The organism is Pseudomonas orientalis (assembly GCF_002934065.1).
Taxonomy (GTDB): Bacteria; Pseudomonadota; Gammaproteobacteria; order Pseudomonadales; family Pseudomonadaceae; genus Aquipseudomonas; species Aquipseudomonas orientalis_A.
Genome location: NZ_CP018049.1, coordinates 894,450 through 909,009, shown reverse-complemented (window position 1 = coordinate 909,009; position 14,560 = coordinate 894,450). Strand labels below are relative to the sequence as shown.

General features: G+C 62.2%; 12 protein-coding genes and 1 tRNA gene. 3 read left to right on the top strand and 10 right to left on the bottom strand.

Features of this window, described 5'->3' with window-relative positions; genetic code table 11:
• Window positions 1-8: 8 nt before the first annotated feature.
• Window positions 9-929 carry a 1-phosphofructokinase gene (pfkB, locus tag BOP93_RS04030; RefSeq protein WP_104501638.1) on the bottom strand — a complete coding sequence of 307 codons (921 nt, stop codon included), beginning with the start codon at window positions 927-929 and terminating at the stop codon, window positions 9-11.
• On the bottom strand, window positions 930-3,788 hold the full coding sequence (gene ptsP, locus BOP93_RS04025) for a phosphoenolpyruvate--protein phosphotransferase (protein ID WP_104501637.1): 2,859 nt from the start codon (window positions 3,786-3,788) through the stop codon (window positions 930-932).
• 293 nt (window positions 3,789-4,081) lie between these two features.
• On the opposite strand from ptsP, the gene cra reads away from it, so the two are divergent.
• Both cra and BOP93_RS04015 read left to right on the top strand, forming a co-directional pair.
• Window positions 4,082-5,077, top strand: coding sequence for a catabolite repressor/activator (cra, locus tag BOP93_RS04020; RefSeq protein WP_104501636.1), 996 nt, complete (start codon window positions 4,082-4,084; stop codon window positions 5,075-5,077).
• Between the two features lie 2 nt (window positions 5,078-5,079).
• Window positions 5,080-5,856 (top strand): TatD family hydrolase, encoded by a 777-nt coding sequence (locus BOP93_RS04015; protein WP_104501635.1) that lies wholly within the window; start codon window positions 5,080-5,082, stop codon window positions 5,854-5,856.
• Here the strand turns inward: BOP93_RS04015 and BOP93_RS04010 are convergent.
• From BOP93_RS04010 to BOP93_RS03990, 5 genes are all read right to left on the bottom strand, one after another.
• Window positions 5,803-6,231, bottom strand: a complete 429-nt coding sequence (locus BOP93_RS04010; protein WP_104501634.1) for a hypothetical protein — start codon at window positions 6,229-6,231, stop codon at window positions 5,803-5,805. The genes BOP93_RS04015 and BOP93_RS04010 overlap by 54 nt on opposite strands.
• 126 nt (window positions 6,232-6,357) lie before the next feature.
• Entirely contained in the window at window positions 6,358-7,062 is a 705-nt protein-coding gene (locus BOP93_RS28090) for a methyl-accepting chemotaxis protein (protein ID WP_430758789.1), read from the bottom strand.
• Window positions 7,063-8,534: 1,472 nt separating this feature from the next.
• Window positions 8,535-9,371 (bottom strand): regulatory signaling modulator protein AmpE, encoded by an 837-nt coding sequence (gene ampE / locus BOP93_RS04000; protein WP_104501632.1) that lies wholly within the window; start codon window positions 9,369-9,371, stop codon window positions 8,535-8,537.
• Window positions 9,368-9,931: a 1,6-anhydro-N-acetylmuramyl-L-alanine amidase AmpD gene (gene ampD / locus BOP93_RS03995; protein WP_104501631.1), complete on the bottom strand. Its 564-nt coding sequence runs from the start codon at window positions 9,929-9,931 to the stop codon at window positions 9,368-9,370. Before ampD ends, ampE begins: the two co-directional genes overlap by 4 nt.
• Window positions 9,932-9,992: 61 nt before the next feature.
• Complete coding sequence (locus BOP93_RS03990) at window positions 9,993-12,149, bottom strand: DUF1631 domain-containing protein (RefSeq protein WP_104501630.1); 2,157 nt, start codon at window positions 12,147-12,149, stop codon at window positions 9,993-9,995.
• Window positions 12,150-12,392: 243 nt separating this feature from the next.
• Between BOP93_RS03990 and nadC the strand changes: the two genes are divergently transcribed.
• Complete coding sequence (gene nadC, locus BOP93_RS03985) at window positions 12,393-13,241, top strand: carboxylating nicotinate-nucleotide diphosphorylase (RefSeq protein WP_104501629.1); 849 nt, start codon at window positions 12,393-12,395, stop codon at window positions 13,239-13,241.
• A 119-nt stretch (window positions 13,242-13,360) separates the two neighbouring features.
• On the opposite strand, the gene BOP93_RS03980 is transcribed toward nadC, so the two are convergent.
• The 3 genes from BOP93_RS03980 to BOP93_RS03970 form a co-directional block, all read right to left on the bottom strand.
• On the bottom strand, window positions 13,361-13,666 hold the full coding sequence (locus BOP93_RS03980) for a DUF6388 family protein (protein WP_104501628.1): 306 nt from the start codon (window positions 13,664-13,666) through the stop codon (window positions 13,361-13,363).
• A 170-nt stretch (window positions 13,667-13,836) separates the two neighbouring features.
• Window positions 13,837-13,912, bottom strand: a tRNA-Thr gene (locus tag BOP93_RS03975).
• Window positions 13,913-13,976: 64 nt separating this feature from the next.
• The gene (locus tag BOP93_RS03970) at window positions 13,977-14,390 is read right to left on the bottom strand and encodes a pilin (protein ID WP_104501627.1); all 414 of its coding nucleotides are present in this window, start codon (window positions 14,388-14,390) and stop codon (window positions 13,977-13,979) included.
• Window positions 14,391-14,560 lie beyond the last annotated feature (170 nt).

Here is a 14,560-nt window from a genome sequence, read left to right as displayed (position 1 = left end):
AAACCCTCTTATTGTTCTGTCAGCGTGCGCACATCGACGCCGCTTTCGAGACGCGCCAACTGCGCGTCATCGCTGATGCCGAAACCAATCTGCGTCACCGCCATCGCGGCAATCGCCGTGGCGCGGCGCAGGGTCTGCTCGGGCGCTTCGTCGCGCAGCAGGCCGTGTAGCATGCCCGCCAGCAGCGAATCGCCGGCGCCTACGGTGCTGGCCACCGTCACCTTGGGCGGCGTGGCCTGCAGGGTCGCCCCCGAGCTGTACCAGCTCACGCCGGCAGCACCGTCCGAGACCACCACATGTTCCACGCCCTGTTGATGCAACTGGCGGATGGCATCGGTGGCGTTATCCAGCGCCTGGGCGAGCTCTTCAGTATTGGGCTTGACCATCCAGGGGCCCGCCTTCAACCCGGCGCTCAAGGCTTCGCCGCTGGTGTCGAGGGCCACTTTCAAACCGAGGTTTTTCAATTGCTCGATCAGTGCCTGAAACCATTGCGGGCTGACGCCACGCGGCAAGCTGCCGGCGACCACCACCGCGTCGAAGTCAGGGCCGATCAGCGCAAGTCGCTTGAGCAGTTCGGCTTGCGCCTGCTCGCTCACCAGCGGCCCCGGTGCGTTGATGTCGGTGACCCGGCCATCCTGTTCGGCAATCTTGATATTGCTGCGGGTTTCCCCCGGCACGCGAACGAACGCGTCGCCAAACCCACGGTGGGCGATCAGTGCTTCGAACGCCTGCGGGTTGTCTTCACCGAGAAAGCCGCCCACGGTCACCGCGTGGCCGAGGTCCGCCAGCACCTGCGCCACGTTCACGCCCTTGCCGGCGGCATGGGTGATGAGCGTTTCGCTGCGGTTGACTGCACCGGGTTCCAGGCGCGCCAGGCGTACCGTGAGGTCCAACGCCGGGTTCAGCGTCAGGGTCAAAATCCTTGCCATTTACACGGCCTCCACTAGAGCACGTACTTCGGCGGGCGAGCCCACCGCGAGTGCCTGTTGCGCCAGGCTCTGGGCCTGGCTCAGGCTGAATTCACGCACCCGCGCCTTCACTTCGGGGATGCTGCGTGCCGACACGCTCAACTCGTCCACACCCAGGCCAATCAGCACCGGCACCGCCAGCGGGTCCGCCGCCAGCTCGCCGCACACGCCGACCCATTTGCCATGGGCATGGGCGGCACGCACGGTGATGTCGATCAGTTGCAGCACGGCCGGGTGCAGGCCATCGGCCTGGGCCGACAGTGTCGGGTGCCCACGGTCGATGGCCAGGGTGTATTGGGTCAGGTCGTTGGTGCCGACGCTGAAAAAGTCGACTTCCCGGGCGAGCACCGGCGCCAGCAGCGCGGCTGACGGCACTTCGATCATGATCCCCAGTTGCAGGTCGGCCACCGGTATTTCCAGGCGCAGGCGCTCGGTCATGTCCCGAGCCGCGCGCCATTCATCCACGCTGCCGACCATGGGGAACATGATGCGCAACGGCCGGTTGTCCGCCGAACGCAACAGCGCGCGCAGTTGCGCTTCCATGATCTGCGGGCGTTGCAGGGTCAGGCGAATGCCGCGCACACCGAGGAAGGGGTTTTCTTCCTCGGCAATCGGCCAGTACGGCAGCGGTTTATCGCCGCCCACATCGAGGGTGCGTACCACCAGCGGGCGCCCGTCGAGACCGTCGAGTACGCGGCGGTATTCAGCTTCCTGGGTGGCTTCGTCCGGCGCTTGCGGGTGGGCCATGAAAATCAGCTCGGTGCGTAACAGGCCGATGCCTTCTGCGCCCTGCTCTACCGCTGCGGCCACTCCGGCGCTTTCGCCGATATTGGCGAACACTTCCACCGCGTGGCCGTCGCGGGTCAGCGCCGGTTCATGGCGTTGCGCAGAGGCCGCTTGCAGGCGTTGTTCGCGGGTGTCGCGCTCAACGGTCGCGCGTTGCAGGGTGGCCGCATCGGGGTCGACGTGCAGGCGGCCGCGCTGGCCGTCGAGCAACAAGGGTGTACCGGCGCCCAGCAGCAGCACCGCCGCGCCGGCCCCGACCAGCGCGGGAATGCCAAGCGCGCGGGCGACGATGGCACTGTGGGCCGTGGCGCCGCCACGGGCCGTAAGGATGCCGGCAACACGGGCCGGGTCCAGGCGCGCGACGTCCGAAGGGCCGACTTCGTCCATCACCAGGATGTAGGGTTCATTGGGTTCCTGCGCGGTATCGACGCCGCACAATTGCGCCAATACGCGGCGACCGATGTCGCGCAGGTCGGCGGCGCGCTCGGCGAGCAAGGCATCCTGCAACGACTCCTGCTGCCGGGCAGCCGCTTCGATCACGCTCATCCAGGCCGCTTCGGCGCTTTCGCCTTGCTTGAGGCGCGTATCGACTTCGTCGGTCAGCTCCGGGTCGTCGAGCATTTCCTGGTGAGTGATGAAGATCTCCCGAATCGCCTTGGACTGGCTGCGTTCGATCAGGCCCTCGATATCGCGACGCACATCACTCAGCGCAGCCTGCAGGCGCTGGCGCTCAACCGCGCAGGACTCACCGCGCAGTGGGTAGTCGAAGACCTGCTGAACCTGAATATGCGCGGGGCCGATGGCGATACCGGGCGCGGCGGCAATTGCCTGGATCTGGCTACCGGACAGCGGCACGCTGATCACCGGTTCGATGTCGACGGTGGCGGGCTGGGCGCTGACGGTCGGCAAAGGCTCGACCTCTTCCCCCAGGCCTTCTTCAATTGCGGCCAACAGGGCCGGCAGCGCGTCCCCGGCGATGCTCGGCTCGGCGACGAATTCCAGCACCTGGCCACGCCGCGCGCCGAGGCTCAACAGCTTGCTCAGGCTTTTAACCGATACCGCGCCGACCGGACCATCGACAATGCGCACGCGAATATCGCCATCGAAGCTTTTCGCCAGTTGCGCGAGGATCTTCGCCGGGCGAGCATGTAACCCGTGGGCATTGGCCAGGGTGATGCGCGCGCTCGGCCAGTCGGGCGGCAGTTCGCCACCCAGCACCTCAAGCACGGCACGACTGCTGGTGGCGCGGCCCAATTCCTGGCCGCGCCCTTCGATCAGCAAGGCGCACAGGCGCTCGAGCAACGCCTGATGCGCTTCGCCCAGGCTGGCCAGGCAGAACAGGCCATTGAGCGGTTGACCCAGGTAGCGCATGGGTTTGTCCGGCGTAACGAACGCCAGGCCCGGACGCTTGACCGTCTGCTCGCTGTGCAGCCACCACAGGCCATCGCCCAGGGGCAGTGCATCGACTTGCTGCAACACGGCGGCAAACCCATTGCTCACGCAATCGGCCTGGCGCAACAGGCGCGCGCCGCGCCACACCAGTTCCTCGAAATCATCGGCCGACACGCCGAGGCTGATCATCTGGGCATCCAGTGCCAGTTCCTGCGGCGCGCCTTGCAGCAGTTTCAGCAAGGCCTCGGCGGAACCGGCACGGCGCAGCGCCTGGCCGAGGTCGGTTTCGCCGAGGGCGCGGGTCAGCAATTGCAGCAGGCGCAAGTGTTCATCGGATTTGGCGGCAATCCCGATCGCCAGGTACACGACCTGGCCGTCGCCCCAGTCCACGCCTTCGGGAAACTGCAACAGACGCACGCCGGTGGAAAACACCTGGTCGCGGGTTTCCGGGGTGCCGTGAGGAATGGCGATGCCTTGGCCAAGAAAGGTCGAGCCTTGGGCTTCACGGGCTTGCAAGCCACTGAGATAACCTTCGGCAACCAGGCCATCGGCCACCAGTTTTTCCGCGAGCAGGTGCAAGGCCGCAGATTTATCCAGCGCCACCTGGCCCATGGATATCTGCTCTACAGTGAGCTCGAGCATGCCGTTCTCCTAGTTAGTGCGGTGTGCGCACTAGGTATTGTTTTGAATAAATCAGCTTAGCGGTGTTCAAAAGTAACTGACTGAGCGGTCAGTTGGCAGTAGCCACTCAGCGGCGAACATCGTAAAAATACCCTTGCTGAAACGTTTAATCTAGAATTTATGGCAGATTACGCGTTAATTGCGCAAGCTTGAAGGGCCACTCGGCGCCTGTTGTGGGACATTGGTCGTATGCGGGAATCGGTTACGATTGGACAAAATGTCGGGGCACGCTCAAAAAAACAAGGAAACCCGGTTTGAAACTCAGTGATATCGCACGTCTGGCCGGTGTGTCGGTCACAACCGCCAGCTATGTCATCAATGGCAAGGCCGAACAACAACGTATCAGCAACGCGACGGTGGAGCGGGTAAGGGCCGTGGTCCAGGCCCACGGTTTTACGCCTAACCCGCAAGCCGCCGGCTTGCGCAGCCGGCACACGCGCACCCTGGGCTTTATCCTGCCGGACCTGGAGAACCCCAGTTACGCACGCATTGCCAAGTTGCTCGAACAAGGCGCACGGGCGCGCGGCTATCAATTGCTGATCGCCAGCTCCGACGACGAGGCTGACAGTGAGCGCCAATTGCTGCAACTGTTCCGCGCGCGGCGCTGCGATGCACTGTTTGTCGCCAGTTGCCTGCCGGCCGAGGATGACAGCTACCGCGAGCTGCAAGCCAAAGGCTTGCCGGTGATCGCCATCGACCGGGTCATGGAGCCCAGCCAGTTCTGCTCGGTGGTCAGCGATGACCGTCAAGCCTGTCAGCAGCTCACCAGTAGCCTGCTGCAACCGTTGCCCAAGCAAATCGCACTGATCGGCGCACATCCGGAGCTGAGCATCAGCCAGGAACGTGCCGCGGGTTTTCGTGAAGCCCTGCAAGGCTTTACCGGCGAGGTGATCATCGAACAGGGCGAAGCCTTCAGCCGCGACTGCGGGCGACAGTTGATGGAGCAATTACTGCAGCGCCTGGGGCATCTGCCTGACGCGCTGGTGACCACATCCTACGTGCTGCTGCAAGGCGTGTTTGACGCCCTGCACGACTTCCCGCTCAAGTCGCGGCCACTGCGCCTGGGCACCTTCGGCGATACCCAGTTGCTGGACTTCCTGCCGCTGCCGGTCAACGCCATGGCCCAGCAGCATCAATTGATCGCCGACACCGCCCTGCGCCTGGCCCTGGCGGCCATTGAAGAAGAACATTACCAACCCGGCGTGCACGGCATCAGCCGAACCTTCAAGCAGCGTATTCACGAGGCCTGAGCGTGGAGCTGATCGACACCCACACCCACCTGGATTTCGCGGACTTCGACAGTGATCGTCCGCAGGTCCTCGCCCACAGCCGTCTACTCGGTGTGCGGCGCATGGTGGTGCTTGGGGTTTATCAGCGCAATTGGCAACGGTTGTGGGATCTTGTGGTGGAGGATGAAGGCTTGTTCGCCGCCTTCGGCCTGCACCCGGTGTATCTCGATGAGCACCGCCCTGCCGACCTGCTGGAATTGGGCGACTGGCTGACGCGCCTGCAGGGCCACCGGCAACTGTGCGCCGTGGGTGAAATCGGCCTGGATTACTTTCTTGAGCACCTGGACCGAGAGCGCCAGCAAGCGCTGTTCGAAGCCCAGTTGAAACTGGCGGTGGATTTCGCCCTGCCCGCCTTGCTCCACGTACGCCGCAGTCACGCGGCGGTGATCGCCACACTCAAGCGCATCCGCCTGCCGCGTGGCGGCATCATTCATGCGTTCGCCGGCAGCCGGGAAGAGGCCCGCGAGTACATCAAGCTCGGCTTCAAGCTGGGCCTGGGCGGTGCCGCCACCTGGCCCCAGGCCTTGCGCATGCACAAGGTGCTGGCCCAATTGCCATTGGAAGCGGTGGTGCTGGAGACGGACGCGCCGGATATGGCCCCGGCCATGTATCCGGGCCAGCGCAACAGCCCACAACACTTGCCGGCTATCTGCAGCGCCCTGGCCGAACGGATGGGCATCAGCGCTTCACGGCTGGCTGAGGCGAGCACACGCAACGCGTGCGAGCTGTTCCAGTGGTAACCGGCTGACCGCCTGCAGACTCAAGGTCATCCTTTGCCGATGGCGCACGTAGCGCAACACCAGAAAGTGGATCAACAGCGTCGCCAGCGAAATGTTGAATTGCCCGATCACGCTGAGCAGCCCCAGCCATTCTGCAAACAGCGCCGCCAGGAGGCTCGCGCACGTCAGCATGATCATGCCAGGCGGCACCAGGGCCCATTGGTCGAGGGCACGAAAGCGCCGCAGCTGTTTTCGGCAGCACAACTGCAGGCACGCGTGGCAATAGGTACAGACAAAGGGTTCGTCGATGGCAATGGCATTCAGTTGCCAGGGTTTGAGTTCAAACGTCATGTCGCAGTGGGCGCAATGCCCTTTGATGCCGATGACAGCGGCCATCACCGTGCCTCCTTGGGACCGTGACCAGAGGATACAAATTTTCACCTATTCACGACGCATTGAAAGGCCATCAGCGAAATCAGGATAAGTGCTACGCCGGGCAGCGCTAAATCCCACCGACAATTCCTACACGCGAAACGCGCCAATCAACTGCTTCAATTCCATCACCTGCTGCGACAAATGATAGCTGGCCGCTTCGGTCTGGTCGGCCCCCTGGGCGGCGTGCTCACCTGCGCGATTGATAGCGACGATATTCTGATCAATCTCATGGGCGACGGCCGTTTGCTGCTCCACGGCGGCCGCAATCTGCTGGTTCTGATCGACGATCATGCCTACCGCCCCGAGGATGTTCTCCAGGGCTTGCTGGACTTTTTCCGACTGCCCTACCGTGCCATTGGCCATGTCATGGCTGGCGCCCATGGCCTTGACCGCTGCGCCGACGCCACTGTGCAGGCGCCCGATCATCTGCTCGATTTCTTCGGTGGACTGCTGGGTACGCCGCGCCAGCGTGCGCACCTCGTCGGCCACCACTGCAAAACCACGCCCCTGCTCACCGGCGCGCGCGGCCTCAATGGCTGCGTTGAGCGCCAGCAGATTGGTTTGCTCGGCGATGCTTTTGATCACGTCCAACACGCTACTGATGGCCTGGCTGTCGGCAGCCAGCTGGTTGATCACCCGCACCGACTCATCGATCTCCGACGCCAGGCGCGCAATGCTGCCTTGCTGGGACTGCACCAGCCCACGGCCGCTGACAGTTTCATCGTTGACACTGCGCGCGCTGCTGACAGCGGCTGCGGCGCTGCGCGCCACCTCCTGGGCGGTGGATGACATCTGGTTCATCGCCGTTGCCACTTGCTCGATCTGACTGCGCTGGCCGGACACCGCCTGGTTGCTCTGCGCTGAGACTGCCTGTACTTGCCCGGCTTGCAGCTCGACCTGGCCGACCGTGTGCCCGACGCGCTCGATCAGGTCGTGGATCCTGGCCACGGTGCCATTGAATACCTGGCCCAACTCCCCCAGTTCATCGCGACTTTCAGCCACGAAGCTGACCGTCATATCGCCGGCCGCCACTTTGTCCATCATCGCCCCAAGGCTGCGCAAGGTCGCGCGCGTGGACGCATAGAAGCCTGCATACAAGTAGAAAATCAGCGCAAATACCGCCACCAGCGCCGTGACCAACAGCAGCATGTGCAGGCGCTTCTGTGCCAGACGTTGCTCCAGTTGCTGCTTGAGAAATGCCAGGGTCGCGTCATCAAGCTGGTAGGTCTTGGCCATCAGTTGGCTGACATCGTCATAGAAGCCCTGCCACGGTGTGTCCAGGGTTTCAGCCACCACCACCCGCTCTTCGAACAATTCGGCGCCCTGCTTGAGGCTGGCCCGGCTGGCTTGCGCCACGGGATCAAGCGCCACCTGCGCGGCATGGCTGGCGCCGAGCGCATCCTGCAGCTTCAGGCCATATTCGCCCTGGAGCTTTTCCAACTGCTGCAGCAATTCGTCAAAGCGCGTGCTGGAGGACGAATTGATAAAGCCCTGGCCCAGGGAATACGCGCCCATCGCACGCCCTTCGCCGAGCAACTGCGTGACGTGTGGGGTGACGGCGGTGATCAGGTCGCTGAGCTGGCGCAGATCGCTCTGCGAATCCCGGCTCAAGCCCGATTGACTGGCGATGATCTGGCTGAGTATCTGGGCCTGGTTGAGCAATTTGCCGATCAACGCAGTTTTGTTGAGCAGCGACGTTTCCTGTTGCTGAGCCTTGAATGCGGCAATCAGTTCGTCACGCTTGGCATCGAAGGCGGCAACCTGCTCGGGCTCGGTAGCCATCGCACTGAGTCCCTGCACACGGCCGAGCACACTCTGCTCCAGGGCATTGATGCTGGCTTCAAGGTCACCGGCCTTTGCGGATTGGCCGAGGGTCGCGTTGATCTGCACCTGGTTATTGAGCGCTTCCAGCTCGCGACGCACCACCAGGCTGCCACCAAGCAGATCGAGGCTTTGCAGTTCAATGCGGGTGCCCTGGAACTCAGCCCAGGCGTCACGCACCAGAACATAGTTGGTCGCCAGCATCGGCAGCAGGAACAGCACACTGATCAGACTGAACTTCAGGCCGAAACTCAGGCGATTCATCAACGCGACGGCGGGATAGAGCAAGCGCTTCACAGGTGATCTCCCCTTCTATTATTTTTATTGAGGCGCAGGGCGGCGGCAGATAGCCACTATTGGCGCTCTGTCTGTATAGCTCAATTTGAAAGGGAGTTTTGTAACGTAAAGTTAACGACAGGGGGGGGGGGCCCCTGCCGGTTGTCTCAGGGCAACACCGTCCAGATGGCAAATCCGGCATACCACAGCACTGCCGCACGCAGGAGCAATTCCCACAGCTGGTCAAGACTGGTGATGCCTTCGGCGCCCACCACCGGTGGCGGTATTTCCGCAGCCGCCAGGCCGACCTTTTCCACCAGCCGTGCAGCGCTGATATCCCAGCTCAACAATTCGTGGAGCATCACCCGGCTGACCCCGACAAAATTGCCCACCAGGGCAAAGCTCGCCGCCAGCAGACGCACGGGCAGCCAGTCAAAGGCGTGGCGCATTTGCGTGGCGCGCTCGGCCACCAGGGGGTTCTCGCTGTGCTCACTGGCCAGCGCCAGCAGGCGATAGGCCAGAGCGGCCACCGGGCCCAGCAGGAAATACCAGAAAATCACCGCGAAAAAGCTCTGGTACGCCTGCCACAGCACATAGCCTTGAACCCGCTCGAGCAGTTGCTCGCCACTGTCGGCGCCCAGCTTCAAGTCACGTTCGGCCACATGCTCGGCGGCTTGCAGATCACCGCGCCGCCAGGCATCACGAAAGGGTCCCAACGCGGCCAACAGATCGCCACGGCCCAGGCTGTAGATCACCACCAGCACATGCACCGGCAACGCCAACAAACCATAGGCCACGGGCTCCAGCACCAGCAGCAGCAAGCCCAGCAGCGCCACCGGCAGCAGCACCAGCGCCAGCAGGATCAGCCAGGGCCGCTTGCCCATGCGCGGGCTCGATTCAAGCTTGGTCAGCTCATGCAGCCATCCGCCGTCGCGCTGCAACCGCTGACGTAAAGCCGAGAACTTCTCGATCCACACTGCCAGCACCAGCACCAGGAAACTCATTGTGTATGTCCTCCATCCTGCAGCGCGCTGCGAAAGCGCTTCCAATCAAAAGCCTGGCCCGGATCGGTTTTGCGGCCAGGGGCGATGTCGCTGTGACCGCAGATACGTTGGGGAGTGATCGCGGGGTAGGCTGCGAGCAACTGGCGCGCAAGGTCAATCAGCGCCTCGTACTGGGCATCGGTGAACGGCAGATCGTCCGTGCCTTCGAGCTCGATGCCCAATGAAAAATCGTTGCAGGTGTCGCGGCCCTCAAAGCTGGAAACGCCCGCATGCCAAGCCCGGTCCTGGCACGCCACAAACTGCGTCACTGCTCCGTCACGCTCAATCAGAAAATGCGCAGAGACCCGTAGGTCGACTATCCCCTCAAAGTAGGCGTGCTCCGTTACATCCAGGCGATTCTGGAAAAACTCCTGCACTTTACCGGTGGCAAACTGCGCCGGGGGCAAGCTGATGTTATGTACCACCAACAGCGATACCTCGCCTGCCGGGCGCTCGTTGAAGTTGGGCGAAGGGCAATGGCGAATGCCCTCGAACCAACCGCTGACGGGGTCCAACTGCATACAGGCTCCTTGAATGAGACGAAGTGTTACCAGTATGCCGCGTTCCGCCCTGCGGTTGCGATCACTTGCCGCGATTGAGTTGACGCAGGTTACCAATCACCGCCGCCAGGGCGCGGTCGAACAGCAAACCCTCGTCCAGGCTGCGCAGGGCGCCGCACTTGAAAGCCGCAGCCAATTGCCCGGGAGTTTTCTCCAGGACCTTGAGCCCCGTGCGGCTGACGAAAATATAACGATGGTTCGGCGCCATGATCGCGGTGAGCTTGCACCGCAGCATCGTGTCTGCGTCCTGCTGGAACTCCACCCAACCGCCGACCCGCAGCGGGTAGACCTTGAGCAGATCCGGGTCATCATGCGGCAGGTCTTCGACGGCATCCGACAGCCGGGTGCCGAGGACGAAGGGCTCGCGGACTTCAATCAGTCCGCTGCCGCCCTCACCTTCACAGGTTTGAACATGTACGTTCTGCAAGCGTAAAAAGAACTCACGGGTGCTGAAGGGATCGAACGCTGCACCGGCCAGCCCGTCGCGCAACGACTTGAGCAACCCTGGCAATTGCTCCAGCAGATGCCGCCCCGCCTCGGTGTCTTCGTGCAGGCCGACGCTCCAGATCAATTCATCCATGGTGCGCAGCCCGGTTTGCCACTGCACCGAGTGTTCGCCGTGCTTGAGGTTGGCCAGCAACAGCACCTGGCTCCAGGTCTGTTGCAGAAACTGCACCACGAACGGCGGCAGGACCTTGCCTGATAACCGCCGGTTCAGCGCTTGCACCACGCGCTGGCGAGCGACCTCGGTACGCAGGCGCCCTTCCTCGACGTCACGGGTGTGCTGCTCGAGCAACTCACTGCGCTGCTGCTCTTGATTGATGAATGTGCTGAATTGCGCCAGTAACTGCGAAAAAATCGCCGGGTCTTCGATGAACTCATTCAATAGGCGCTGGATGACCTGTTCGATACGCAGGTACAGGCTGTCGTTCTGATAGCCAGTGTACGGGCTGCAACCCATGGCGGCACTGGCGATCTGATTGAGCAAGCGTCGGGCCGGGTGCCCGGGGCAACTGAACAGGCTCTTGTCCAGCACGGCGACTTTCAGTATCGGAATCTGCAAGCGCGCGATCAGGGCTTTGAAGGCGTGGGGCACACTGCGGTCATTGCGGATGAACTCAAAAAGCAGCGCGACGAGGTTGATCACGTCCTCGTCGGCCGCCTCCAGCACCCGCGACTTGCCGCTCTTGACGCTGACGCGAGTCAGCAACTGTTCCAGCTGGTTGCGCAGGTCGACATCGTCTTCGGCCCCAGGCTCCGGTACGTATTGCTGCAAATGCGACAGCAGGCGCAGCAGGTCTCGGCTGGCGATGGGTTGCGGTTGCGCACTGGCTTCAAGGGTTGGCGCTACGCTGCCGCGCATCCCGACCAGCAACGCTTGCAAGGCGGTAAAGGCCTGCACGCCGCTTTCGTCACAAGGGGGTTCGGCGGCCGGCGGACGGGCCTGGTGCTGAAGCTTCCGCGCAACGCGCCCTCCCGCGCGACGGGACGGCACGCTCTTGAGTCCAGGCAGGACCCCGGTGGCAACCAGCAGTTGATTGGCTTCGCCATAGAGCTGGTCGGCATCGCTGAGCACGTATTTCTCGAAAAGCTTGAGGATGATCAGCTTGACCCGGATCTCCACCCCCAGACTGCGGCCGGCCTGCAAAAAAAACTGGCAAAGCCGTGCAGGGCCCAGAGGATTCTCATGATCGGTCATGGGCCTGCCCAGCACTTCACTCAAACGCGCGCTCAGTTGCCCGAGCGCCAAGCCGTCACGGTGTTGCACCCGACCGAGCATTGCCGCCAGTGCCACGGCCTTTTCCCGGTCATCCGCCCGGGCAGTGTCGGCAATCTCATAGGACACCACTGGCACCGGATGCAACTTGCCGCTATCGGCCTGACTCAGACTGGCGAAGGCGGCATACAGGTGTTCCATGAACACGCGCTCGAAGTTCTTGCGCTTGAGGCGCAGGTCGCGCATGGCCTCAAAGAAAATATGCTGGTCGACTGTGCTGCGGGCCTTGTCGGCCATTTCGAACAGGGTGTCGTCGGCGTTATCGAACAGTTCCTGCAACCCCTGTTGCAACTGTTGCGCCGCTTTGTCACGCACCTGCAGCACCACCACCGGCAGACGTGCGAGCGGCGATGGCGTGGCCTGTGCCTGCTTGATAGGCACCACCTTCCCGTCATTGTGCATCCTGGCCTCCTGAAACGGCGGGTGTTGAGATGGGCAAGAACGGGGCCTGGCCCGCTGGGTATTGCAAATACCCGGTCACCATCAGGACGTCAAAGCTATGACGCCAATTGCAAGGCGCGAGATTATCGGCAAATCAGGGGCGTTGCGCCAGTAAACTCTGCCCTGCGCGGTAAATGAATGGCGAGTCTGGGTTCCAGTCCACACAGCCCCTATAATCGCGGCACTTTGTCTGTGGAGCCTGTTATGCCGAACCTGCGTATTGCCGACCTCGCTGTCGAAATCGAAGCCAACGTGCGCCGCGCACTGCTGGAAGACATCGGCAGCGGTGATATCACCGCACAGTTGATCCCGGCCGAACGGCTGGCCAAGGCCACCATCATTACCCGCGATACGGCCGTTATTGCCGGGACAGCCTGGGTGGATACGGTCTTCCGCCAACTGGACCCCCGCGTCGCCGTGCATTGGCAGGTGGCCGATGGTGAACGTGTCAGCCCTAACCAACCTCTATTTCACCTGGAAGGCCCGGCGCGCTCGTTGCTCACCGGTGAACGCAGTGCGCTGAATTTCCTGCAGATGCTGTCAGGTGTCGCCACTCGTGCCCGGTACCTGGCGGATTTCGTCGCCAGCACCCAGGTCAAGCTGCTGGACACCCGCAAGACATTGCCGGGCCTGCGCCTGGCACAGAAATACGCGGTCACCTGCGGCGGTTGTCACAATCATCGCATCGGGTTGTATGACGCGTTCCTGATCAAGGAAAACCATATCGCCGCGTGCGGGGGCATTGCCCAGGCTATCAGCGCGGCCCACAAAATCGCCCCGGGCAAGCCGGTGGAGGTCGAAGTGGAAAGCCTGGAGGAGTTGCGCGAAGCGCTGGCGGCGGGCGCCGACATCATCATGTTGGATGAACTGAGCCTGGACGACATGCGCGAAGCCGTGCGGCTGAACGCAGGCAAGGCCAGGCTGGAAGCCAGCGGAGGGATCAATGAAAGCACCTTGCTGCCCATCGCCGAGACCGGTGTGGACTACATCTCCATTGGTGCGATGACCAAGGATGTGAAGGCCGTGGATTTGTCGATGCGGCTCAGTATCTAAAGAGCCTTGGCTGTAGGAGCGAGCTTGCTCGCGAAAAACTCAAAGGCACCGCGTGCACTCAGATGTCACGCGCTATCGTTAACGTTTTTCGCGAGCAAGCTCGCTCCTACTGGCGGCGTTTAGACTACAAGATTGTTCATCTCGCAGTACTCTTCCCATTCGACACCCAGCACTTCGGCTGCCTCCTTATGCAAAGCGAGCCGTGAGGCTTCGAATTCTTCCGGCATAGAGGTGTATTTGAGGGTCAGTTCCCAAGGCTGGAGGTTCTGGCTTTCCGCCTCGTCCTCGAATGCCCACTGAACCTGATCACGCTGGTCGTCAGCGCTCAGGTCCTTGATCTCTTCTTTGAGCTGCGGCGTTGCCTCGAGGTATTTGTCGAGGGCTGTCTGGTGCCGAACTTCCTGGGTCATCTCAGTTGTGGTCATGTCGTTCTCTTAGATCGAGGAATGGGGATGCATCTGGGTCATCAAGGTTGCGCAGATACGAAAGAACAGGCGCGAATGCCGGCTCGTCTGGCCTTCAGAACCATTCTGGGATCATCTGAAAACAGTGCCTTTGGAACATGCCTTTTGAAACAAGTGAAACAGTGTTGCCTTGGTGCCCGAGACAGGAATCGAACCTGCGACCTTCGCGTTACGAGTGCGCTGCTCTACCGGCTGAGCTACACGGGCGGTGGGCTAAAGCTAGCACCGCATCGGGCATGCGGCAACCAGCTCGCTCACCGCCCGGTGACCGTCATGCGCCGTTGGCGCCACACCCCTTGGCGACGTATTGCGCTTCGGCCGTGGTTGCGCAGGTCCAGCCACTGGTGGCGCTGCGCGTCAGGGTGATGGTCTTGCCCAACACGGGCGCAGGCGCATCGAGGATTTCACAGCTGATGGAGCCGCTGCCCGTGGCGACATCGCCTGTCACATCGATCTTGCAATTGGCGGTGGGGCTCTTGCCGCCTATCGACGACACCGTGGGCACTGCGCCCTGGTTGATGACATCTTCGTAGCCGGCCTTCAATGCGCTGATTTCAGCCAACCCCGCCGTGAACTTGGCCTTGGCCTGGTGCTTGGTATACATGGGCAAGCCAATCGTGGCCAAAATGCCGATGATTGCCACGACGATCAACAACTCGATCAAGGTAAAGCCTTTCTGACGCATCACTTTCACTCTCCAGAATAGAACCATGACAAGGCGCGTCCTGCGCCCCGTAGTGTGCAGCCGCGCCAGTGTACTCATCCCGGCGCGGTCAATCGCATGCCAGAAGCACAATTTGACATTTTATCGCCCGACGCCAGCCTGCCTGTATCCGCCCGCTGGCTAAGCTGTAA